The 20,437-nt window shown below is 46.2% G+C and carries 33 protein-coding genes and 1 riboswitch; of the genes, 1 reads left to right on the forward strand and 32 read right to left on the reverse strand.

The features are described 5' to 3' along the window. Positions 1-36: 36 nt before the first annotated feature. The 27 genes from infA to BLA28_RS18375 all read right to left on the reverse strand — a co-directional run bounded on the left by infA (position 37) and on the right by BLA28_RS18375 (position 15,074). Positions 37-255: a translation initiation factor IF-1 gene (gene infA / locus BLA28_RS18245; RefSeq protein ID WP_009256116.1), complete on the reverse strand. Its 219-nt coding sequence runs from the start codon at positions 253-255 to the stop codon at positions 37-39. Positions 256-310: 55 nt separating this feature from the next. Further along, positions 311-577: a KOW domain-containing RNA-binding protein gene (locus BLA28_RS18250; RefSeq protein ID WP_069157549.1), complete on the reverse strand. Its 267-nt coding sequence runs from the start codon at positions 575-577 to the stop codon at positions 311-313. A 13-nt stretch (positions 578-590) separates the two neighbouring features. Next, positions 591-1,343, reverse strand: a complete 753-nt coding sequence (gene map / locus BLA28_RS18255; protein WP_069157550.1) for a type I methionyl aminopeptidase — start codon at positions 1,341-1,343, stop codon at positions 591-593. A 27-nt stretch (positions 1,344-1,370) separates the two neighbouring features. Then, positions 1,371-2,012 (reverse strand): adenylate kinase, encoded by a 642-nt coding sequence (locus BLA28_RS18260; RefSeq protein WP_009256119.1) that lies wholly within the window; start codon positions 2,010-2,012, stop codon positions 1,371-1,373. A 116-nt stretch (positions 2,013-2,128) separates the two neighbouring features. Then, complete coding sequence (gene secY, locus BLA28_RS18265) at positions 2,129-3,442, reverse strand: preprotein translocase subunit SecY (protein ID WP_009256120.1); 1,314 nt, start codon at positions 3,440-3,442, stop codon at positions 2,129-2,131. Then, positions 3,442-3,882, reverse strand: coding sequence for a 50S ribosomal protein L15 (gene rplO, locus BLA28_RS18270; protein WP_009256121.1), 441 nt, complete (start codon positions 3,880-3,882; stop codon positions 3,442-3,444). The genes secY and rplO overlap by 1 nt, the downstream gene beginning before the upstream one ends. A gap of 18 nt (positions 3,883-3,900) precedes the next feature. Further along, on the reverse strand, positions 3,901-4,086 hold the full coding sequence (gene rpmD, locus BLA28_RS18275; protein ID WP_009256122.1) for a 50S ribosomal protein L30: 186 nt from the start codon (positions 4,084-4,086) through the stop codon (positions 3,901-3,903). Positions 4,087-4,100: 14 nt separating this feature from the next. Beyond that, the gene (gene rpsE / locus BLA28_RS18280) at positions 4,101-4,610 is read right to left on the reverse strand and encodes a 30S ribosomal protein S5 (RefSeq protein ID WP_009256123.1); all 510 of its coding nucleotides are present in this window, start codon (positions 4,608-4,610) and stop codon (positions 4,101-4,103) included. A gap of 20 nt (positions 4,611-4,630) precedes the next feature. Continuing rightward, the gene (rplR, locus tag BLA28_RS18285; protein ID WP_009256124.1) at positions 4,631-4,999 is read right to left on the reverse strand and encodes a 50S ribosomal protein L18; all 369 of its coding nucleotides are present in this window, start codon (positions 4,997-4,999) and stop codon (positions 4,631-4,633) included. Between the two features lie 17 nt (positions 5,000-5,016). Then, positions 5,017-5,559, reverse strand: a complete 543-nt coding sequence (gene rplF / locus BLA28_RS18290; RefSeq protein ID WP_009256125.1) for a 50S ribosomal protein L6 — start codon at positions 5,557-5,559, stop codon at positions 5,017-5,019. An 86-nt stretch (positions 5,560-5,645) separates the two neighbouring features. Next, complete coding sequence (rpsH, locus tag BLA28_RS18295; RefSeq protein WP_044964727.1) at positions 5,646-6,047, reverse strand: 30S ribosomal protein S8; 402 nt, start codon at positions 6,045-6,047, stop codon at positions 5,646-5,648. 16 nt (positions 6,048-6,063) lie between these two features. Next, positions 6,064-6,249: a type Z 30S ribosomal protein S14 gene (locus BLA28_RS18300; RefSeq protein WP_009256127.1), complete on the reverse strand. Its 186-nt coding sequence runs from the start codon at positions 6,247-6,249 to the stop codon at positions 6,064-6,066. Between the two features lie 11 nt (positions 6,250-6,260). Next, positions 6,261-6,800: a 50S ribosomal protein L5 gene (gene rplE, locus BLA28_RS18305; RefSeq protein WP_009256128.1), complete on the reverse strand. Its 540-nt coding sequence runs from the start codon at positions 6,798-6,800 to the stop codon at positions 6,261-6,263. A gap of 23 nt (positions 6,801-6,823) precedes the next feature. Continuing rightward, entirely contained in the window at positions 6,824-7,135 is a 312-nt protein-coding gene (gene rplX, locus BLA28_RS18310; protein ID WP_009256129.1) for a 50S ribosomal protein L24, read from the reverse strand. 10 nt (positions 7,136-7,145) lie between these two features. Then, entirely contained in the window at positions 7,146-7,514 is a 369-nt protein-coding gene (gene rplN, locus BLA28_RS18315) for a 50S ribosomal protein L14 (RefSeq protein ID WP_009256130.1), read from the reverse strand. A gap of 89 nt (positions 7,515-7,603) precedes the next feature. Beyond that, the gene (rpsQ, locus tag BLA28_RS18320; RefSeq protein ID WP_009256131.1) at positions 7,604-7,861 is read right to left on the reverse strand and encodes a 30S ribosomal protein S17; all 258 of its coding nucleotides are present in this window, start codon (positions 7,859-7,861) and stop codon (positions 7,604-7,606) included. A gap of 32 nt (positions 7,862-7,893) precedes the next feature. Beyond that, positions 7,894-8,103: a 50S ribosomal protein L29 gene (gene rpmC, locus BLA28_RS18325; RefSeq protein ID WP_009256132.1), complete on the reverse strand. Its 210-nt coding sequence runs from the start codon at positions 8,101-8,103 to the stop codon at positions 7,894-7,896. Then, positions 8,093-8,530: a 50S ribosomal protein L16 gene (rplP, locus tag BLA28_RS18330; RefSeq protein ID WP_009256133.1), complete on the reverse strand. Its 438-nt coding sequence runs from the start codon at positions 8,528-8,530 to the stop codon at positions 8,093-8,095. Before rplP ends, rpmC begins: the two co-directional genes overlap by 11 nt. Continuing rightward, entirely contained in the window at positions 8,530-9,186 is a 657-nt protein-coding gene (gene rpsC, locus BLA28_RS18335; protein ID WP_016360094.1) for a 30S ribosomal protein S3, read from the reverse strand. Before rpsC ends, rplP begins: the two co-directional genes overlap by 1 nt. Positions 9,187-9,233: 47 nt before the next feature. Next, a complete protein-coding gene (gene rplV, locus BLA28_RS18340) occupies positions 9,234-9,620 on the reverse strand; it encodes a 50S ribosomal protein L22 (protein WP_009256136.1) in 387 nt (128 codons plus the stop codon). Between the two features lie 19 nt (positions 9,621-9,639). Continuing rightward, a complete protein-coding gene (gene rpsS, locus BLA28_RS18345) occupies positions 9,640-9,921 on the reverse strand; it encodes a 30S ribosomal protein S19 (RefSeq protein WP_009256137.1) in 282 nt (93 codons plus the stop codon). A 14-nt stretch (positions 9,922-9,935) separates the two neighbouring features. After that, positions 9,936-10,778 (reverse strand): 50S ribosomal protein L2, encoded by an 843-nt coding sequence (rplB, locus tag BLA28_RS18350; RefSeq protein WP_069157551.1) that lies wholly within the window; start codon positions 10,776-10,778, stop codon positions 9,936-9,938. Between the two features lie 128 nt (positions 10,779-10,906). Beyond that, on the reverse strand, positions 10,907-11,206 hold the full coding sequence (gene rplW, locus BLA28_RS18355; RefSeq protein ID WP_009256139.1) for a 50S ribosomal protein L23: 300 nt from the start codon (positions 11,204-11,206) through the stop codon (positions 10,907-10,909). Then, positions 11,206-11,826 carry a 50S ribosomal protein L4 gene (gene rplD, locus BLA28_RS18360; RefSeq protein ID WP_009256140.1) on the reverse strand — a complete coding sequence of 207 codons (621 nt, stop codon included), beginning with the start codon at positions 11,824-11,826 and terminating at the stop codon, positions 11,206-11,208. Before rplD ends, rplW begins: the two co-directional genes overlap by 1 nt. 26 nt (positions 11,827-11,852) lie before the next feature. Next, positions 11,853-12,536: a 50S ribosomal protein L3 gene (gene rplC, locus BLA28_RS18365; protein WP_009256141.1), complete on the reverse strand. Its 684-nt coding sequence runs from the start codon at positions 12,534-12,536 to the stop codon at positions 11,853-11,855. Positions 12,537-12,684: 148 nt separating this feature from the next. Beyond that, positions 12,685-13,002 (reverse strand): 30S ribosomal protein S10, encoded by a 318-nt coding sequence (gene rpsJ / locus BLA28_RS18370; protein WP_009256142.1) that lies wholly within the window; start codon positions 13,000-13,002, stop codon positions 12,685-12,687. Positions 13,003-13,457: 455 nt separating this feature from the next. Then, positions 13,458-15,074, reverse strand: coding sequence for a Na+/H+ antiporter NhaC family protein (locus BLA28_RS18375; RefSeq protein WP_069157552.1), 1,617 nt, complete (start codon positions 15,072-15,074; stop codon positions 13,458-13,460). Positions 15,075-15,191: 117 nt separating this feature from the next. Further along, a riboswitch (Lysine riboswitch) is annotated at positions 15,192-15,366 on the reverse strand. 193 nt (positions 15,367-15,559) lie between these two features. Here BLA28_RS18375 and BLA28_RS18380 point away from each other — a divergent pair. Beyond that, positions 15,560-16,429, forward strand: a complete 870-nt coding sequence (locus BLA28_RS18380; RefSeq protein WP_069157553.1) for a class I SAM-dependent methyltransferase — start codon at positions 15,560-15,562, stop codon at positions 16,427-16,429. Here the strand turns inward: BLA28_RS18380 and BLA28_RS33460 are convergent. The 5 genes from BLA28_RS33460 to BLA28_RS18410 all read right to left on the reverse strand — a co-directional run bounded on the left by BLA28_RS33460 (position 16,426) and on the right by BLA28_RS18410 (position 20,423). Then, a complete protein-coding gene (locus BLA28_RS33460) occupies positions 16,426-17,256 on the reverse strand; it encodes a hypothetical protein (RefSeq protein WP_089975405.1) in 831 nt (276 codons plus the stop codon). The two genes, BLA28_RS18380 and BLA28_RS33460, sit on opposite strands and share 4 nt — an antisense overlap. A gap of 89 nt (positions 17,257-17,345) precedes the next feature. Continuing rightward, positions 17,346-17,804: a DUF2752 domain-containing protein gene (locus BLA28_RS18390; protein WP_069157554.1), complete on the reverse strand. Its 459-nt coding sequence runs from the start codon at positions 17,802-17,804 to the stop codon at positions 17,346-17,348. After that, positions 17,795-18,136, reverse strand: a complete 342-nt coding sequence (locus tag BLA28_RS18395) for a hydrogenase maturation nickel metallochaperone HypA/HybF (protein WP_009256147.1) — start codon at positions 18,134-18,136, stop codon at positions 17,795-17,797. The genes BLA28_RS18390 and BLA28_RS18395 overlap by 10 nt, the downstream gene beginning before the upstream one ends. A gap of 6 nt (positions 18,137-18,142) precedes the next feature. Then, on the reverse strand, positions 18,143-18,811 hold the full coding sequence (hypB, locus tag BLA28_RS18400) for a hydrogenase nickel incorporation protein HypB (protein WP_069151122.1): 669 nt from the start codon (positions 18,809-18,811) through the stop codon (positions 18,143-18,145). A 433-nt stretch (positions 18,812-19,244) separates the two neighbouring features. Further along, a complete protein-coding gene (locus BLA28_RS18410; protein ID WP_069157555.1) occupies positions 19,245-20,423 on the reverse strand; it encodes a DUF3048 domain-containing protein in 1,179 nt (392 codons plus the stop codon). Positions 20,424-20,437 lie beyond the last annotated feature (14 nt).

Below are 20,437 nucleotides of genomic sequence, written 5' to 3' on the forward strand. Positions count from 1 at the left end.
CCGGAAATACCTGCTTTATTCCGTAAAGACAACTTTTTATTTATCTCTCCAGATAATACGGCCCTTGCTTAAATCATAAGGAGAAAGCTCCAGTGTAACCTTATCCCCCGGAAGGATACGGATAAAGTTCTGTCTCAGCTTTCCGCTGATATGAGCAAGCACTCTGTGTCCATTCTCCAACTCCACCTGAAACATGGTGTTGGGCAGCTTTTCCACTACGGTTCCTTCGATTTCAATTACATCTGCTTTCGACATACTTTATTTCCTTTCTGTTTCCAATCATCATTGCTGCGGATTTATCCGTTTTTTCTTAAGGGTTATTTCTGCGGGTATAAAGATTTATTTTCTCTCTGATCTGATTATTGCCCCAGGCGGGATTCTCCAGAAAACTAACCAGTTCTTCACGGGTGACTCCGTCATTGATCAGCTGAACATGTTTCCTGTTCTTCTTTTTGGGATGAAGCAGATCCCTGCCGCATCCGTCTGACAGATATAGCATATCCTGCTCTTCCTTAATAATCAGATAAAGCGTATTCTTGTCATGCCCTGCTTTTGAGAGCGCCAGTTTTCCTGTCATACATTTCCTCATTTCAGCAGATTGTGAGAATTTCGGGTTCACCATCTGTAATCAGAATCGTATTTTCGTAGTGAGCAGACAGGGAACCATCCTTTGTTACAACAGTCCATCCGTCGTCCATCCACTCCACCGGCCAGTCTCCTATATTGATCATCGGCTCAACAGCCAATGTCATACCAGCCTGCAGCCTTACGCCCCTGCGTTTCTGTCTGAAGTTCGGAATCTGCGGATCCTCATGCAGGCTGGTGCCGATGCCATGCCCCACCAGGTCATGGACAATTCCATAACCGAACTGGCTCACGTAATCATCAATGGCAGCGGAAATATCGTACAGATGATTTCCTTCCCTGGCCTGTTTGATTCCTTCAAAAAAGCTCTGCCTTGTCACCGCAATCAGATTCTTTGCATCCTCACTTATGGTTCCTACCCCATGGGTTCTTGCTGCATCAGAATGATAGCCTTTATAAATAAGACCTGCATCCAGGCTGACAATGTCGCCGACCTTAAGGATATGGCTGTCATTGGGAATGCCGTGGACCACCTCATTATTTACAGAAACACAAATAGATGCCGGATATCCCTGATAATTCAGAAAGTTGGGTATGCAGCCATAGCCGCGTATTAATTTTTCGCCCAGCATATCAATGTCCAGCGTGGAAATTCCGGGGCGGATAAAAGCTCCCAGTTCTTCATGAACCTCTGCCAATATCCTGCCGGCTTCCCGCATTAATTCAATTTCTCTTGCAGATTTAATGGTCACTGCCATATAAATAACCTCCGAAGGCCGCAATCCTTAACCAAGGATTTTTACAATTGCATCAAAAACCTCTGTCATAGGAAGGGTTCCGTCAACTGTTCTCAGCACGCCTTTGGCTTTATAATATTCAATCAGAGGCTGTGTCTGTTCATGATAAACCTTCAAACGGTTTGTAACCGTCTCAGGCTGATCGTCTTCTCTGCATACCAGGTCGCTGCCGCATACATCACAGATACCTTCTTTTTTAGGCGGTATACTGACAATGTGGTAGGTCGCGCCGCAATTCAGGCAGGCACGCCTTCCTGACATTCTGTTGATGATATTTTCATCCGGCACATCCACATCTACCGCGTAATCAACGCTGTCCCCCAGCTTGGTCAGTTCGCTGTCAAGCACTTCTGCCTGAGGAATCGTTCTCGGGAAACCATCCAGGACATAACCATTGCTGCAGTCATCCTGTGCAACTCTGTCCAGAAGGAGACGGACCGTAAGCTCATCGGGTACCAGAAGCCCTTTGTCCATATATCCCTTTGCTTCTTTTCCAAGCTCCGTACCATTTTTGATATTAGCCCTGAAAATATCTCCGGTGGAGATATGGGGAACCCCATATTTGTCAGCTATCATTTTGGCCTGGGTTCCTTTACCGGCGCCAGGAGCGCCTAACATAATAATTTTCATAGCATTTTCTCCGTTTTGAGGACGCAATGCGCACTCAGTTCTGTATTGTACCATTTACCATATCGCATTTTGGGACAAAACAAATGTTCTGTCCCAATTATCGTAAGTTTATAATATTAATCGTTCAAAAAGCCTTTGTAATTCCGGACAAGCATCAGGGACTCTATCTGTTTCAGAGTTTCCAGAACTACGCTGACAACGATAATAAGGCTGGTTCCGCCGAAGGAAACGTTCGCCCCGAAGATACCGTTGAATACAAAAGGCAGTACGCAGACAATAGTAAGGCCGCATGCGCCGATGAAAATAATGTAGTTCAGGATTCTGTTCAGATAATCACTGGTAGGCTTACCGGGTCTGATACCGGGGATAAAACCGCCCTGCTTTTTCATATTGTTAGCAATCTCAAGGGGATTGAAGGTAATCGATGTATAGAAATAAGCAAAGAAGATTACCAGGGCAATATAAACAACAAGACCGATAGAATAAATCGGTTCACTCGGTTTGCACCAGCTGTTTGAACTTAATCCCTTAAGGATGTGGCTCCATACCCCTGTTCCCTTGTAGCCGATGAGCTGGCAGATAATAACGGGGAACTGCATGATGGATGATGCGAAAATAACAGGGATAACGCCTGCGGTATTCACCTTCAGCGGAATGTTGGAAGACTGTCCGCCAACCATTTTCCTTCCCTGTACCTTTTTAGCATACTGTACCGGAATTTTTCTGGTAGCATCATTCAGGATAATAACCAGAATAACCATAGCCACAATTACCGCCAGGATGATGAGCGCCGCCAGTACAGCGGTTGCCACCGGCTTACCCTTTACAAACTGGTTGTAAAGCCCTGCCAGATCCTGAGGCATTCTGGATACAATATTAATAGTCAGAACGATTGATATACCATTACCCACACCATTCTCGGTAATTCTTTCACCAATCCACATCAGGAAAGCACTTCCCGCGGTAAGAGCTGCAACTACCGTAATAACATTCAAAGCATTGAAGCTTTCCAGCAGTCCGCTTCTTCCGAATCCGATCGCCATGGCAGTGGACTCAATCAGAGCCAGACCTACGGTTACATATCTGGTGATTGCGGTCAGCTTTTTACGGCCGTCCTCTCCGTCCTTCTGCATTTCCTCAAGCTTCGGAATGGCAATAGTCAAGAGCTGTATAATGATGGAGGATGTAATATACGGTGTAATGTTCAGTGCGAACAATGACATGTTCAGGAAAGAACCTCCGGTAAATGCATCAAAGAAATTAAATGCATCGCCGGTCTGCGCCGCAAACCATCTGGAAAAATAAGTTCTGTCTACCCCGGGCACAGGCAGCTGTGATCCTAAACGGATCACAACCAGCATGGCAAAGGTATAAAAGATCTTTTTCCTCAGCTCTTTCATTTTAAATGCATTTTTAAGGGTTGTAAGCATTACATCACCTCTGCTGTTCCACCAAGTGCCTCGATTTTTTCTTTAGCGGATGCGCTGAAAGCATTTGCCTTAACATCGAGTTTTTTGGTCAATTCTCCATTTCCGAGGATTTTTACTCCATCTTTAGGATTTTTAACGATTCCCTGTTCCAGTAATGTTTCAACAGTAACTGTGGTTCCGTCTTCAAAAACTTCCAGAGCATTCAAGTTAATTCCTACAATTTCCTTAGAGTTTCTGTTTGTAAAGCCTCTCTTAGGAATACGTCTGTATAAAGGCATCTGACCGCCTTCAAAGCCCGGTCTTGTTGCCCCTGAACGAGCCTTCTGACCTTTATGTCCCTTACCAGCGGTTTTGCCGTTTCCTGAACCATGTCCACGGCCTCTTCTGAAGTTATCGCTGTGCTTGGAACCTTCTGCAGGCTGTAAGTTTGATAATTCCATTCCTGACACCTCCTGTTCTTATGCTTCTTCTACTTTGAGCATGTAACCGACATGACGAATCATACCTCTTACGGATTCATTGTCGGGCAGCTCAACTGTTTTGTGCATTTTGGTAAGCCCCATAGCCTTTACGGTAGCCCTGTGCTTGGGAACCGCACCAATAGGAGATTTTACCAATGTAATTTTTAACATTTTTTCTGCCATTTTAAGTTTCCTCCTTAAGCCATGATTTCGTCAACAGATTTACCACGGTTAGCTGCTACTTCTTCAGGAGTCTTTAACTGGCTTAAGCCTTCGATGGTAGCAAGTACGACATTCTGCTTGTTGTTGGAACCAAGAGATTTCGTACGGATATTTTTAATACCTGCAAGTTCGCATACATTACGAACGGGGCCGCCGGCGATAACACCGGTACCATCAGGAGCTTTCTTAAGAAGAACGGTTGCAGAACCGAACTTGCCAAGGAAGTCATGGGTAATACTGTTGTTTTCGTCCAGTGCAACTTTAATAAGGTTCTTAGCAGCGTCTTCTTTTCCTTTACGGATAGCTTCCGGAATTTCAGTTGCTTTTCCAAGGCCTACACCTACATGGCCTGCGCCGTCACCTACTACGACTAAAGCTGTGAAACGGAAGTTACGACCACCCTTTACAACCTTAGTTACACGCTTGATGGAAACCACTTTTTCGGTGAGTTCCAAATTGTTTGTGTCAATGATTGTATGTCTCATTTACGATGTGTTCTCCCTTCCTAGAATTCCAGGCCAGCTTCTCTGGCCGCATCAGCTAACGCTGCAATTTTACCCTGATATATGAAGCCGCCTCTGTCATAGACAACGGTGGTGATTCCTTTTTCCAGAGCCCTCTTAGCAATAACAGTTCCCAGATATGCTGCTGCATCAACGTTATTGGTTTTTTCCAGTTCAGCTTTTATGTCTTTTTCAAGAGTAGAAGCAGAAACCAGGGTATTTCCAACTGTATCGTCGATAATTTGAGCATACATATGATTATTACTTCTGAACACAGCAAGACGCGGTCTTTCAGCAGTGCCGCTAAAACGGTTACGCTGTTTTCTGTGCTTGTTCAAACGAACTTCTTGTCTTGACTTCTTACTAACCATTTTTACACTCTCCTTATCTATTTCTTACCAGTCTTACCAACTTTACGTCTGATTGTTTCATCAGCATACTTGATGCCCTTGCCCTTATAAGGCTCCGGTCTTCTCTTGTCTCTGATTTCAGCTGCGAATTGGCCAACTTTTTCTTTATCGATACCTTTAACGATGATGATGTTCTGACCTTCAAGCACTGTTTCCAGGCCTTCGGGATCTTCCATCTCCACCGGGTGGGAATAACCTAAAGATAAGGTTAATTTATTTCCGGACTTTGCTGCTCTGTAACCAACACCATTTACCTCAAGCTTCTTTTCGTAGCCCTGGGTAACACCAACAACCATGTTATTGATCAGTGTTCTTGTCAGACCATGCAGGGATTTCATCTTCTTCAAATCATTAGGTCTGGAAACCACGATTTCGTTTCCTTCCATCTTGATTTCCATTTCTGCAGGGAGCACTCTTTCAAGTGTGCCCTTAGGACCTTTTACAGTCACTTTATTATTTTCTGCAATTTCCACAGTAACGCCTGCGGGAACCGCGATTGGCATTCTTCCTATACGTGACATGCCCGTACCTCCTATAAATTTTATTTATATCAACCCAAACAGCCCATTAACAAGCTGTTGCCAGCTCCCTTCAGCAAGCAGCATTTTTACCAAACAAATGCCAGTACTTCGCCGCCTACCTGAAGTTCTCTTGCCTTCTTGTCAGTTACAACGCCCTGGTTGGTTGAGATGATGGCAATGCCAAGACCACCCAGTACCTTGGGAAGTTCTTCCTTGCCTGCGTATACACGAAGACCAGGTTTGGAAATTCTCTTTAAGCCCGTGATGATCTTGTGATTCTTGTCTTCTCCATATTTCAAAGTGATATGGATGGTCTTGAAAGCACCGTCATCCAGAATGTCATATTTCTTAATATATCCCTCGTCCAGCAGAATCTGCGCGATAGCCAGTTTCATTTTGGATGAAGGTACATCTACGGTATCATGTTTTGCAGTATTTGCATTACGGATTCTCGTAAGCATATCTGCAATCGGATCGCTCATTGTCATTTGAATTGCCTCCTTCTTACCAACTTGCTTTCTTTACGCCGGGGATCTGTCCTTTATATGCCAGTTCACGGAAGCAGATTCTGCAGATTCCGTATTTTCTCAACACTGAATGTGGACGACCACAGATTTTGCAACGGGTATATTCTCTTGTGGAGAATTTAGGTTTACGCTGCTGTTTAATCTTCATTGCTGTCTTAGCCATGAATAACCTCCTTATTTCTCAAAAGGCATGTTGAATAATCTCAGTAATTCACGTGCCTCTTCGTCAGTCTTTGCAGTAGTAACGATAATAACGTCCATACCTCTTACTTTGTCAACCTTATCGTATTCGATTTCGGGGAAAATAAGCTGTTCTTTAATGCCCAGCGCATAATTTCCTCTGCCGTCGAATGCATCAGGATTAACACCCCTGAAGTCACGTACACGGGGAAGAGCCAGGTTTACAAGACGATCCAGGAAATCATACATCTTTTCGCCGCGAAGGGTCGTTTTACATCCGATTGCCATACCTTCTCTGATTTTGAAGTTAGCGATGGAATTCTTCGCTCTTGTAAGTACTACATGCTGGCCTGTGATTGTTTCAAGGTCCTTCACAGCGGATTCCAGAGCCTTTGCATTGTCCTTCGCTTCACCAACACCCATGTTGATGACGATTTTATCCAGCTTCGGAACTTCCATTACATTTTTATATCCGAACTTCTTGCTCATTGCTTCTACAATCTGTTCGTTGTATAAGTCTTTAAGTCTACTCACGTTTACGGCCTCCTTCCTTAGAATTAATCAATTACGTCGCCGGTTGATTTAGCAAAACGTACTTTCTTGTCATTTTCCACTTTGAAACCGATTCTTGTCGGTTTTCCCTTGTAGACATACATTACGTTGGACATATCAAGCGCAGCTTCTTTTTGAATAATTCCGCCGTTCTGGTTAGCTGCAGACGGTTTCGCATGCTTGGTAACCATGTTCACGCCTTCAACAACCACTTTGCCGTTCTTCTTATCTACGGAAAGGACTTTGCCTTCTTTGTCCTTATCCTTACCGGCGATTACTTTAACGGTATCGCCTTTTTTAATTTTCATTGTTGACATAGGGCACCTCCTATAATACTTCGGGAGCCAGAGATACAATTTTCATAAACTGTTTCTCACGAAGCTCTCTTGCTACCGGCCCAAAGATACGGGTTCCTTTGGGAGTCTTGTCATCTTTGATGATTACAGCAGCATTTTCGTCAAATTTGATATAAGAACCGTCTTTACGACGAGCGCCTTTTACCGTACGTACAACAACAGCTTTTACAACGTCACCTTTTTTTACAACGCCGCCTGGTGTTGCATCTTTGACGGTGGCAACGATAACATCGCCGATACTCGCATACCTTCTTGTGGAGCCACCCATAACTCTGATGCACAGGAGCTCTTTCGCACCGGTATTATCAGCAACTTTCAATCTGCTTTCCTGTTGAATCATGCTAATTCTCCTTCCGCCAGATTCACCCCCGCTTGAATGGGATCAGAACCTGTATTCCAAATTATTGCAAACGTTAAAAATAACGCTAATTATTTTGCTCTTTCGATAATTTCCACAAGTCTCCATCTTTTATCTTTGGAGAGCGGTCTTGTTTCCATAACTTTAACGGTATCGCCGATATTGCAATCGTTGTTCTCGTCATGAGCTTTCAGCTTGTAGGTTCTCTTAACGATCTTGCCATAAAGAGGATGTCTTACATGATCTTCTACGGCAACAACGATAGTTTTCTGCATTTTATTACTAACGACTTTACCAGTACGTGTTTTTCTCAGATTTCTTTCTTCCACGTCGATGTGCTCCTTTCTGGAATGTTAACGGCTTACTGAGCAGCCTTGGCTTTTTCAGTAATGAGGGTCTGGATTCTTGCGATATTCTTCCTAACCTCTTTAATTCTTGCCGTGTTATCAAGCTGATTTGTTGCGTTCTGGAATCTCAAATTGAAAAGTTCTTTTTTAGCATTTACCAGTTCCTGTGCTAAATCAGCGTCGGATTTTTTCTTTAAATCTTCAACATACTGTTTAGTTTTCATTTGATACACCGCCTTCCAAATCTGCCTTAGAAACAATTTTACATTTACAAGGAAGCTTATGCATAGCGAGACGTAATGCTTCTTTTGCGGATTCCTCAGGAACTCCTGCAATTTCAAACATTACACGTCCGGGCTTAACAACTGCTACCCAGTATTCCAGAGTACCTTTACCGGAACCCATACGTGTTTCTGCTGGTTTTGCTGTTACTGGTTTGTCAGGGAAAATCTTAATCCATACTTTACCGGTACGTTTTGTATAACGTGTCAGTGCGATACGGGCTGCTTCAATCTGGTTGGACTTAATCCAGCACGGTTCTGTTGCTACCAGGCCGTACTCACCGTAAGTGATGGTGTTGCCGCGCATTGCCTTGCCTGCCATAGAACCGCGGAACTGTTTACGACGTTTAACTCTTTTAGGCATTAACATTATTTATCGCTCCCTTCCTTGTTTCCTTTCGCAGGAAGTATTTCGCCCTTGTATATCCATACTTTGACACCGACTTTACCGTATGTGGTGTTTGCTTCTGCAAATCCATAATCGATATCAGCTCTCAGTGTCTGAAGCGGAATGGTTCCTTCACTATAGAATTCGGTACGAGCCATATCTGCACCGCCGAGACGGCCTGCACATGCTGCTTTGATACCCATTGCTCCTGCTTTCATTGTTCTGCCCATGCAGGATTTCATAGCTCTTCTGAAAGATACACGGTTTTCCAGCTGTCCTGCAATGTTCTCTGCGACCAGCTGTGCATCCTTGTCAGGTCTCTTGATTTCTTTGATGTCAACAAGAACCTTCTTGTCTGTCAGCTTGGACAGCTCTTTTTTGGTTACTTCGATTTCCGCACCGCCTTTACCGATAACTACGCCCGGCTTAGCTGTGTAGATAATAACCTTTACTCTGTCGGATGCTCTTTCGATTTCAATCTTGGAAACACCGGCGCTGTAAAGTTTTTTCTTTAAATATTTTCTGATGTTGTAATCTTCTACTAAAAAGTCTGAAAACTCAGCGTCTGCATACCATCTGGAATCCCAATCTTTAATGACGCCGACTCTTAAGCCATGAGGATTAACTTTCTGTCCCATATTTTCTCCTTTCACAATGTCCCGTTCGGGACACTTCCTTCCTCGGATTATTTCTCATCCAGCACCAAAGTAATGTGGCTCATTCTCTTTTCGATACGATAAGCCCTTCCCTGTGCCCTGGGGTGTACTCTCTTCATTGTAGGTCCCTTATTTGCGTAGCACTCAGCAACATACAGGTTATCTTTGTTCATACCGTTGTTGTTTTCAGCATTCGCAACTGCAGATTCGAGTAACTTCTTAATCAGGCTGGATGCATATCTGGGATTGTATTCCAGGATAGCCAGTGCTGTCGTTACGTCTTTGCCTCTGATGGCATCCAGTACGAAGCATGCTTTCTGTACAGAAACCCTTGCGTATGATAACTTTGCAGAAGGTCTTGTATCTTTATTTGCATTTCTTTCTCTCTTTATTTGAGTTCTGTGTCCTCTTGCCATGGATAAAACCTCCTTTCAATTATCTCAGCTTGGATTTCTTTTCGTCTTTTCCATGTCCTCTATAGGTTCTGGTAGCAACAAACTCACCGAGCTTGTGTCCAACCATATCTTCTGTTACATATACAGGCACATGTTTTCTTCCGTCATGGACAGCGATTGTGTGTCCAACAAAGGACGGGAAGATTGTAGAACGGCGGGACCAGGTCTTAATAACCTGTTTCTGTCCGGCAGCGTTCATTGCATCTACTTTTTTGAGGATGCTTGCATCAGCAAACGGTCCTTTTTTCAGTGATCTAGCCATTGATTCTTTCCTCCTTATTTAATAGCCTTACCGTCTCTTCTTCTTACAATCAGCTTGTTGGACTTGTTTTTCTTCTTACGTGTCTTCAAGCCAAGTGCAGGTTTGCCCCAAGGAGTACTCGGGCCCGGACGACCAATACCGGTCTTACCTTCACCACCACCATGAGGATGGTCATTGGGGTTCATGACGGAACCGCGGACAGTGGGACGGATTCCCATGTGGCGCTTACGTCCTGCTTTACCAATATTGATAAGGTTGTGGTCGCCGTTGCCAACAACACCAACGGTTGCGCGGCAGATAACGGGTACCATTCTCATTTCACCGGAGGGAAGTCTCAGTGTTGCATATTTTCCTTCTTTAGCCATCAGCTGTGCGCCGTTGCCAGCGGAACGAACCAGCTGACCGCCCTTGCCGGGATATAATTCAACGTTGTGTACCTGGGTACCAACAGGAATCTCAGATAAAGGAAGGCAATTGCCGATTCTTACTTCTGCGTGAGGGCCGTTCATGATTTTCATGCCATCCTTCAGTCCTTCCGGAGCAAGGATGTAAGCCTTCTCGCCGTCTGCATAGCAGATCAGTGCGATGTTTGCGGTTCTGTTGGGATCGTATTCGATTCCGACTACAGTTGCCGGAACATCATCTTTATATCTCTTGAAATCGATAACTCTGTATTTTCTTCTGTTTCCGCCGCCGCGATGTCTGACGGTGATTTTACCCTGATTGTTACGGCCGGCATTCTTCTTCAGAGATACACAAAGGCTCTTTTCCGGAGTTGACTTTGTAATCTCAGAAAAATCGGAGCCAGTCATATTTCTTCTGGAAGGTGTATATGGGTTATATGTCTTAATTCCCATGATTTTATCTCCTTTTCTTCATCATTTATTGTCGTGCTTGATTTGCACTTAGCAGGAGCCGTCCGGAGGGTTTAAACCGTACCGTGTGTCTCCTGATGCAAGTACATGCGTACCCACATTCGCGTTTCTTACAGACCGGCGAAGATTTCGATATCTTTGCTTTCTTCTGTCAGCTGAACAATCGCTTTCTTGGTCTTTGCAGTTTTTCCAACAACCATTCCGCGTCTTCTGTTCTTGCCTTCACAGTTCTGTGTATTTACGCTCTTAACCTTGGTTCCCTCGAACATTTTTTCCACAGCTTCTTTGATCTGGGATTTGTTTGCTTCAGGATGAACAAGGAAAGTATATTTCTTTTCTCCCATACCAGCCATGCTCTTCTCAGTGATGACGGGTTTGAGGATGACATCATAATATTTTACGTCAGCCATTATGCGTACACCTCCTCGATAGTCTTAACAGCATCCTTGGTAAGAACTACGGTGCCGGCCTTCATTACATCATATACATTCAGAGTGCTTGTCAGAGTTGTATTGACGGTGGGCATGTTCTTTGCGCTCATTACCACGTTCTTGTCATTTTCATTGATTACTACAAGGCCTTTGCTCACTTTCAGGTTATCCATAACCTGCTTGAAGTTCTTAGTCTTGATTTCGTCAAATTTCAATTCATCCACAACGATGAGCTTGTTTTCCTGTACTCTGCTTGTTAATGCAGATTTAAGAGCAGCTCTCTTTTCCTTCTTGTTAAGCTTGAAGGAATAATCTCTCGGAACGGGAGCGAATACCACACCGCCGCCGGTCCACTGAGGAGATCTGGTTGAACCCTGTCTTGCATGACCGGTTCCTTTCTGTCTCCAAGGTTTTCTGCCACCTCCGGAAACTTCAGAACGTGTCTTTGCCTTCTGTGTTCCCTGACGCTTGTTGGCAAGCTGCCAAACGACTGCCATGTGTACCAGGTGTTCATTCACTTCAACGCCGAATACTGCATCGCTTAAGTCGAGCGTTCCGACTTCCTTGCCTTCCATATTAAAAACAGCTACGTTAGCCATTGTTAGTTCCTCCTTTCACCCCTAATTTAAGCATCCATTCTCGTGGTTTCTTTGATAGTTACCAGTGCTTTCTTAGGGCCCGGTACTGCGCCTTTTACCAAAAGCAGATTCTGTTCTGCATCAACCCTTACAACTTCCAGGTTCTGAACGGTAACCTTTACGCAGCCCATATGTCCAGGCATTCCTTTTCCCTTGAATACACGGCTCGGTGAGGAGCATGCACCATTGGAACCCTGATGACGGTGGAATTTGGAACCATGAGCCATAGGTCCTCTGTGCTGGCCATGTCTCTTGATAGCGCCCTGGAATCCTTTACCTTTGGAAATAGCGGTTGCATCCACTTTATCTCCGGCAGCAAAAATATCTGCTTTGATTTCCTGAGCCGGTGCATATTCGGATGCATTGTCAAATTTGAATTCCCTTACATATCTCTTGCAGGAAACTCCGGCTTTATCGAAGTGGCCCTTCTGAGCCTTCTTAACACCATGTCTGTGAATAACTTCTTTCTTACCGCCCTTGTCTTTGTTGACTGTTCTTTCTTTCTTGTCTACATATCCAACCTGTACGGCGCTGTAGCCATCGTTGTCAACGGTCTTGATCTGGGTTACTACACAGGGGCCGGCCTGAAGTACGGTTACCGGAATCAGGGAACCATCTTCATTGAAAATCTGAGTCATTCCGACTTTGGTAGCTAAAATCGCTTTGTTCATGAATTTTACCTCCTTGTTTTCTACATAGCGGAATAGTCACGGCGTTGCCGCGCCGAAGCATCCTGCCCTGCAGGCTGCCTGAAAAACGTCTGTGACGTTCTTCCTCCGGACACCATTCATACGTCTTTGTAGAGGTTTGCTGTGTTGATTATTTGGTTTTCATTTTGATGTCGATGTAAACACCGGCAGGCATTTCCAGTCTCTGCAGAGCATCTACCGTTTTGTTGGTAGGAGCAATGATATCAATCAGTCTCTTGTGGGTTCTCTGCTCGAACTGTTCTCTGGAGTCTTTGTATTTGTGTACGGCCCTCAGAATCGTAACTACTTCCTTCTTAGTAGGAAGAGGTACCGGTCCGCTCACCTGTGCTCCGTTCTTCTTAACTGTTTCGATGATTTTCTTGGCAGACGCATCAACAAGCTGATGGTCATAAGCTTTCAATGTAATTCTCATTACCTGATTTGCCATAAAAAAAGTCGCCTCCTTTTCGCACTTTTTGTTGAAGTACGACAAGCGGTGACTGTACACTCTCCCGTGTGTGTCCTAAATTTTGACGTATCAATACGTCTGCGACTGTTGGAACCTCATCCCGTTCCTTCAGGACTTTTCACGCGGTTGTTTCTGTTTAATAACAGACTTCATTGCTTGTACAGTGACTTGTCGTCAGTTTCCTAACTTGACATTCGCTCCACGGAAAACCCGCCCTTTCAGGCAGCAACCTCACGCTTCATCGCTATCATGTCACAGCATTTGTTATTATACTGGTATTTTCCTGAAGTTGCAAGCTTTTTTTCTTAAAAAATAAAATTTTTTTAATTTTTTTCTATAAATCTCTTTTTTCTGTTAAAAAGCCCGGATTCCGGGACAAAACCGTCCTTTCCTCCGGGTCTTTTTTCTGTTTCTTCCTATTATAATAGAACGTGTTACATATTCTTTTCTCTCTGGTTGTTTTTTATGATCAGGAGTACGCCGACCAGCAGAGCCAGTCCCACCGGCAGGGTTATCCAGACGCTCTTCACAAAACCTGCCAGCAGATAGGTCACAAAGGATACCGCCGCCACCGTTATCACATAAGGAAGCTGGGTTGTGACATGGTTAACATGATCACACTGCGCCCCGGCCGAAGCCATGATCGTGGTATCTGATATGGGCGAACAGTGATCGCCGCATACAGCCCCTGCCATACAGGCTGCAATGGAAATAATCATAAGCTGAGGATCCGATTTTTCAAATACGGCAACCACGATAGGGATCAGGATACCGAAGGTTCCCCAGCTGGTACCTGTTGCAAAGGCCAGGAAGCAGCCCACCAGGAAAATAATGGCCGGAAGCAGGTTCATCAGCCCGCCTGCCGCCTGTTCCACAGCCCCTGCGACGAATTCAGCCGCTCCGAGGCTGTCCGTCATGGCCTTCAGCGTCCAGGCAAAGGTAAGAATCAGAATCGCAGGGACCATGGCTTTAAAGCCATTGGGAAGACAGGCCATACAGTCTGTAAAGCCCAGCACCCTGCGCACACTGTAAAAAATAATCGTGATAACCATGGCAAAAAAGCTTCCCAGGGCCAGTCCGACCGAGGCGTCGCTGTTGGAAAAGGCGGTGACAAAATCTGCGCCCGAGAAAAACCCGCCCGTATAAATCATGCCGACAATACAGCAGATAATCAAAACAAGGATGGGCACCACCAAATCCATGACCTTTCCGTTGGGATTGGCGGTTTCCACCTCCACCTCTTTTTCTTCCTTCTTCCCTGTGGAAAAAAGGTCACCCTTCATGGCATTCTTTTCATGGGCTGCCATAGGGCCGTAATCAAACTTCATGACCACAAGAATGATCATCATGGCAATGGTAAACAGGGCATAAAAATTATAAGGGATCGCACGGATAAATATAGAAAATCCGTCCTCGCCTTCCACGAAGCCTGTCACTGCAGCAGCCCAGGAGGAAATCGGCGCTATAATACATACAGGCGCAGCCGTTGCGTCAATCAGATAAGCCAGCTTTGCCCTGGACACATTATGCCTGTCTGTCACGGGACGCATGACGCTTCCCACGGTAAGGCAGTTAAAATAATCATCAATAAATATCAATACTCCCAGCACAATAGTGGACAGCTGGGCTCCCGCACGGCTTTTGATTTTTTCCTTCGCCCACCGCCCGAAGGCCGCAGAGCCGCCGGCGCGGTTCATCAGGCTCACCATGGCTCCCAATATGACAAGGAATATCAGGATTCCCACGTTATAACCGTCGGACAGCACCGCGATAAAGCCATTCTCAAAAATGTGGGTGACAGTGCCTTCAAACTGAAAGCCGGAATAAAACAGTCCTCCCACCAGGATCCCTACAAACAGGGAACTGTACACTTCCTTCGTAATAAGCGCCAGCACAATTGCCACAACCGGCGGTACCAGTGATGCGAATGTGGCATACATTGCGGGTGCCGGAGCATCTCCGTCCGCCGCCAGAACCGTCATGGACGCCATGGCCGCCAGCATAAGCATAAGCACCAGGCCCCTGCCTGCTTTCTTTCCTGTTTCCTTCATACAACTAACTCCTCTCTTTCCCCTCTGTTTAAGATGTGTGACCAACACGCAAAAAAAGACCGTGAATGCGGCGCTAACAAAACACATTCACAGTCTCTGATTCCTTACAAGCATTTTATCCAAGATAGCGCTCCACATCCTTGTGACAGTGCACCGCATATTCTGCTGTGCCCCAGAAAAACTTCCCCGGACCGGGAACCCCTTCTTCGGCGGCCTTTCCTTTCCCTGGCGGACGGCTGTCCTGTTCCATAGCCCGCCTGGTACTGATAAAGCCCGCACCTCTATCATTCTCTATTCTTTTTTCTGTATGTATACTGGCATTCTATCATCCCGTACCGAAAAAAACAAGTGTAAAAGTTGCATTCCTGCAGCGGTTCGTGTATAGTATATGGGAATATACGGATACCGGCGTTTTTTTCTCTGAAAGATGTGCGGTATACTGGAAATAGATGAACTGATGATACAAGGGAGAATGGAGCGGCCATATGTGGAAAGCGGATAATTGGAAAGATTACGAAGTACTGGATACCGGAAACGGAGAAAAGCTGGAGCGCTGGGGAGAATATCTCCTGGTGCGGCCGGATCCCCAGGTTATATGGGATATCCCCCGCAAGGCACCCGGCTGGAAGAAAAAAAACGGTCATTACCACCGCAGCAGCAAGGGCGGAGGGGAATGGGAATTTTTTAACCTCCCGGAAGAATGGAGCATCCATTACGGGGAACTCACTTTCCGCCTCAAGCCCTTCAGCTTCAAGCATACAGGACTGTTTCCCGAACAGGCGGTGAACTGGGACTGGTTCTCCGGCATTATCCGCAGTTCGAAACGTCCTCTGAAGGTGCTCAATCTGTTCGCCTATACCGGCGGCGCCACTCTCAGTGCTGCCAAAGCCGGAGCAAACGTCACCCATGTGGACGCATCCAAGGGAATGGTTTCCTGGGCAAAAGAAAACGCAGCGGCATCCGGTCTTTCCGACGCACCGATCCGCTGGCTGGTAGATGATTGTGTGAAGTTTGTGGAGAGGGAAATCCGCCGCGGCAATACCTATGACGGCATCATTATGGATCCTCCCTCTTACGGGAGAGGGCCCAAAGGTGAAATCTGGAAAATCGAAGAAAGCATCTTCCCTTTCGTAAAACTGTGCAGCCAGCTGCTTTCCAAAGATGCTCGCTTTTTCCTGATCAACTCCTACACTACGGGACTGCAGCCCGCCGTGCTTTCCTATATGATGCAGCTGACCATTACCCCCATCCTGGGAGGCCGTGTGGAAGCGGACGAAATAGGACTGCCTGTTGCGGAAAACGGCCTTATTCTTCCCTGCGGCGCCTCAGGACGGTGGAGCGGCGGGAACATTTAACCTAATCCCGATATTACTCCTGCCAAAACTACCATATAGAATATAAATGCCAGAACCAGAAGAATGGCCGACCAGATCAGCGCCGCCTTACAGAAATTAGCTCTGCTCTGATTTTCCGTACCGCTGAAGCCCCATACGAACAACATGACAAGTCCCACACAGGGAATGGACAGCACAAGCAGTGTCACTATCCAGTCGGATATTTTCATGGGTTCCTCCGGTCCTGCGGGCTGTATGGGAGTCCCCTGATAAGGGCTTTCCGGATAATAGCCCTGATAGCCCGGCTGGCCGTTCATCTGCTGATAGCTGTTCCCATTGGGAAAAGGGTTCCTGTTCCGGCCGGGATTCTGATAAGTATTTGAATCCTGATAGGCATTCGGATTCTGATATGCATTTGGATTCTGATAGGTATTCGGATTCTGATACATATTGGGGGTCTGACAGGTATCCGTATTTCCATAGGTATTTCCCTGATAATACGGGCCGTTATAGGGAGCCTGCCCGCCGGGGGAAGAATTGCCCTGCCCATAAGCCGCGGAATTCCGGTACTGGCTGTTTCCCGCCGGATATCCCTGAGCCGTATTGCTGTTAGCGTTTTCCTGATTCTGATTTCCTTCAGGCAAAACCGCATCCTGATATTCCTGATTAGGGGTGCTGCCTCCCTGCCGGATATCCGATGTATTCTGAGGCGCTTCGGCTCCTGCTGCTTCTGCTTCTGCCTTCTGCTCTCCGTCCTTATCCGCAGCAGACAGCTCTTCCGCCATACCTTCCGCCTCTTTATTCTGCTGTGTCTCTTCTGTCGTTCCAAACCAATCTCTGTCGCTCATTCAAACCTCCTGTTATCATCGCATCCGGCTCTTCTTATGACTCTTTTCCATTTGTAACTGTTCCGTATCTTCCCAGTTATTTTATTTTATCATATTCCGAACAGATGCCGCAATAAATCATTATAAAAGGGCAGCAGCCGGTTCAGGATATTATCCCTTTTAAACGACATGGGAGGATACCCTGGAAATACCGTCGCCATGCGGTAAAGATACACCGCAAACATAGCCGCGGCTATCACCGCAAGCCATTTTGTCATACCTCTGACTGATTTTCCCATTATATAACGCCGGCAGCAAAACCAGGCCCCAAAAATCACCCACAGATATGCGCAGGGATTCAGATTCCAGGCTCTAACAAACTGTCCTGTAAAAATACAAATCACAGCCCTGGTCGTACCGCAGCCAGGACACGGAAACCCTGTCAGAATAAGCAGGGGGCAGAATGCATGAAAAACCGACCTCACCACAAAATAATAGATCAGAAATGCCGCTGCCGCCCATTTATACTGTTTCACATCGCCCGCTATCCGGCGCAGAATCAGCTGCATACAATCTCCTTAATAAAAAAATCCCTTCCGCTCACAAGCTTCATATTCCGGCTGCCGCAGTCAGGACAGATTCCGCCGCATACCGTTGCATGAAATTCCTTCCCGCAGTCCAGACAGAGGCCGTTTGCCGGCAGAATCTCTATTTCAAGCTCCGCATTCTCCAGCATGGTCTCTTCGACTGCCGCAGGATATACCTTTTTCATATATTCCGGTATAACGGACGAAATTTCACCTATCTGCAGAACCAGGGTTTCTATCTTATCCACCTGGTTCTCCACGGCAAACTTTTCCACCGTTTTCACTATTTCCATTAAAATTCCCAGTTCATGCAAGGCGGCTTACTCCTTCCATTCCCGTACCTGCTGTCTGAGCCAGTCAGCCCATTCTTCCATCCCCTCCCCTGTTCTTGCACAGACAGGGATGATTTTAATATCCGGGTTTATTTTTCTGGCTCTTTCCATACAGGCTTCCATATCAAACTCAAAGTAAGGAAGGACATCTGTCTTATTAATCAAAAGGACATCCGAAACAGAAAACATTAAAGGATACTTCAGGGGCTTGTCGTCTCCCTCCGGAACACTGAGAATCATGGCATTCCTGGATGAACCGGTATCGAATTCCGCGGGACATACCAGATTTCCCACATTTTCCAGAATCGCCAGGTCAATCCCCTCCGTTTCCAGAGCCTCCAGCCCCTGCTTCGTCATTCCTGCGTCCAGATGACACATACCGCCCGTATGAAGCTGGATTACCTTTACCCCTGTCTCCGAAATGGCAGCAGCATCCACATCCGAATCAATATCCGCTTCCATAACGCCGATTTTCATTTCATCCTTTAATAACGCTATGGTCTTTTTCAGAGTGGTCGTCTTTCCCGATCCGGGGGACGACATCAGATTCAGCAGAAAGGTTTTCTGCGCCTTTAATTCCCCGCGCAGTTCATCCGCTTCCCTGTCATTATCTTCAAATATGCTTTTCTTTATTTCCAATATCTTATACTCTTTCATATCCTTCTCCTTTGCTCAGAAATTTAGTGATTCTCTTATAAAGGTAACACTCTGTCCGCGCAAAGTCAACGGACACTGAAAAGCCGCCTGAAAAAAGCGCCTCGTTATTTTTCCCGGGTTCCCTCTGCCGCCCTGCGGTTCCTCTGTCCGGCTTCCCTGGCCTTGCGGTTCTGCCTTCCGGCTGGCAAGGTTCCTTATAGGGCAAACGACTTTTAGTCGTTTTGCTCTCGCTCGGATAACTACGCAGCGGTACTAAGGTTGCAAAGAACGCAACCTAAGGACCGGCGTAGTTATACGGCCCTTACAGGAATCCTTGCCAGCCGGAAGGCAGAACCGCAAGGCCAGGGAAGCCGGACAGAGGAACCGCAAGGCGGCAGAGGGAACCCGGGAAAAGTAACAGCGCCGCCCGGAGGCAGCGCTGATTCAGACTGTTTTATTCATATTCCACGAATTCGGAATATTCCTTCCAGATATTGCAGATCCAGGTTTTTCCCTGGTTGAAAATAATTTCATTCCCGTCCTCATCATAGAATTTGGGAGGGACTCCGTCGCCGTCCATACGGGACCAGGTGCCTTTTATGACTTTTCCATTGGTAAAAACAAGGGCATCGCCTTCCCCATGGACACCGAATGCCAGATAATCCTTGGCATCTCTCACTTCTCCGTGGCAGTACTGGAATACCACATTGGATACGGTGAGCTGTTTGTTATTCATCTCATCAATCTGTTTCTTTCCGTCCTGGAAGCGATAATACAGATTGTCCTCTTTATTATATTCGAAATAAGGATTATAGGCGCCATATCCGCCTGCATTGCTCTTGGTTCCGCCCGGACGGATCGTTACGGCATCCTCCGCATCCTCATATTCGGCCCGATAGCCTTCCGCAGCAAAAGTAAACTGGGGGACATAATCATCATCATATTCCCATTCATATCCCAGACGGTCCACGGCATCCTTCAAACCGTCAATAAACAGATATCCGGTAAACTCTTTGGCATAACCGGGACGGCTAATCCGTCCGTAGGCTTCGTCCGCAGGCTTATGGATTCCATCCACACCTACGCTGATATTCTGTACCGTATCACGGTTGATCAATTCCTCCACATAGGGCTTGGCCAGTCCCCAGTTACAATAAATGGCCTGATACCCCATCGCCGTATAAACATAATAATCCCTGCTGCTCCTTATCGGCCCGATATGGTCTAAATCGTCGAAATCCTCAAAAATAGCCATCAGACGGGTAATTCTTCCTTCCACAGGAGCTTCATAAATAATGCTCGCTTCAGAAATGCCGTATTGAGGCATAGCCTGGGCATTATTAGGTATCATAACCGCCAGCGGCCTTCTGACCACTACTTCCTTATCCTTCCATTCACCGGTAAGATAACTCTGCATCTGGCCGTCAACCACTTTACGCTCTTCAATTATCTGAAGGCCCGCTTCTTCGGTTTCCGTTTCCGATTCCGTCTCTGTTTCGCTTTCCTGCACCTCGGAGGGAGCTGCCGTTGTCTCCTCGACCATAGTTTCCTGCTTTTTGCCGCAGGCAGTCAATGCTAACGCCATAGCCATTATGGAGGCCACGGCAAATATTGTTTTTTTACGTTTCATCATTTGTTTTTCCTTTT

It is taken from the genome of Eisenbergiella tayi, from assembly GCF_001881565.1.
Taxonomy (GTDB): domain Bacteria; phylum Bacillota; class Clostridia; order Lachnospirales; family Lachnospiraceae; genus Eisenbergiella; species Eisenbergiella tayi.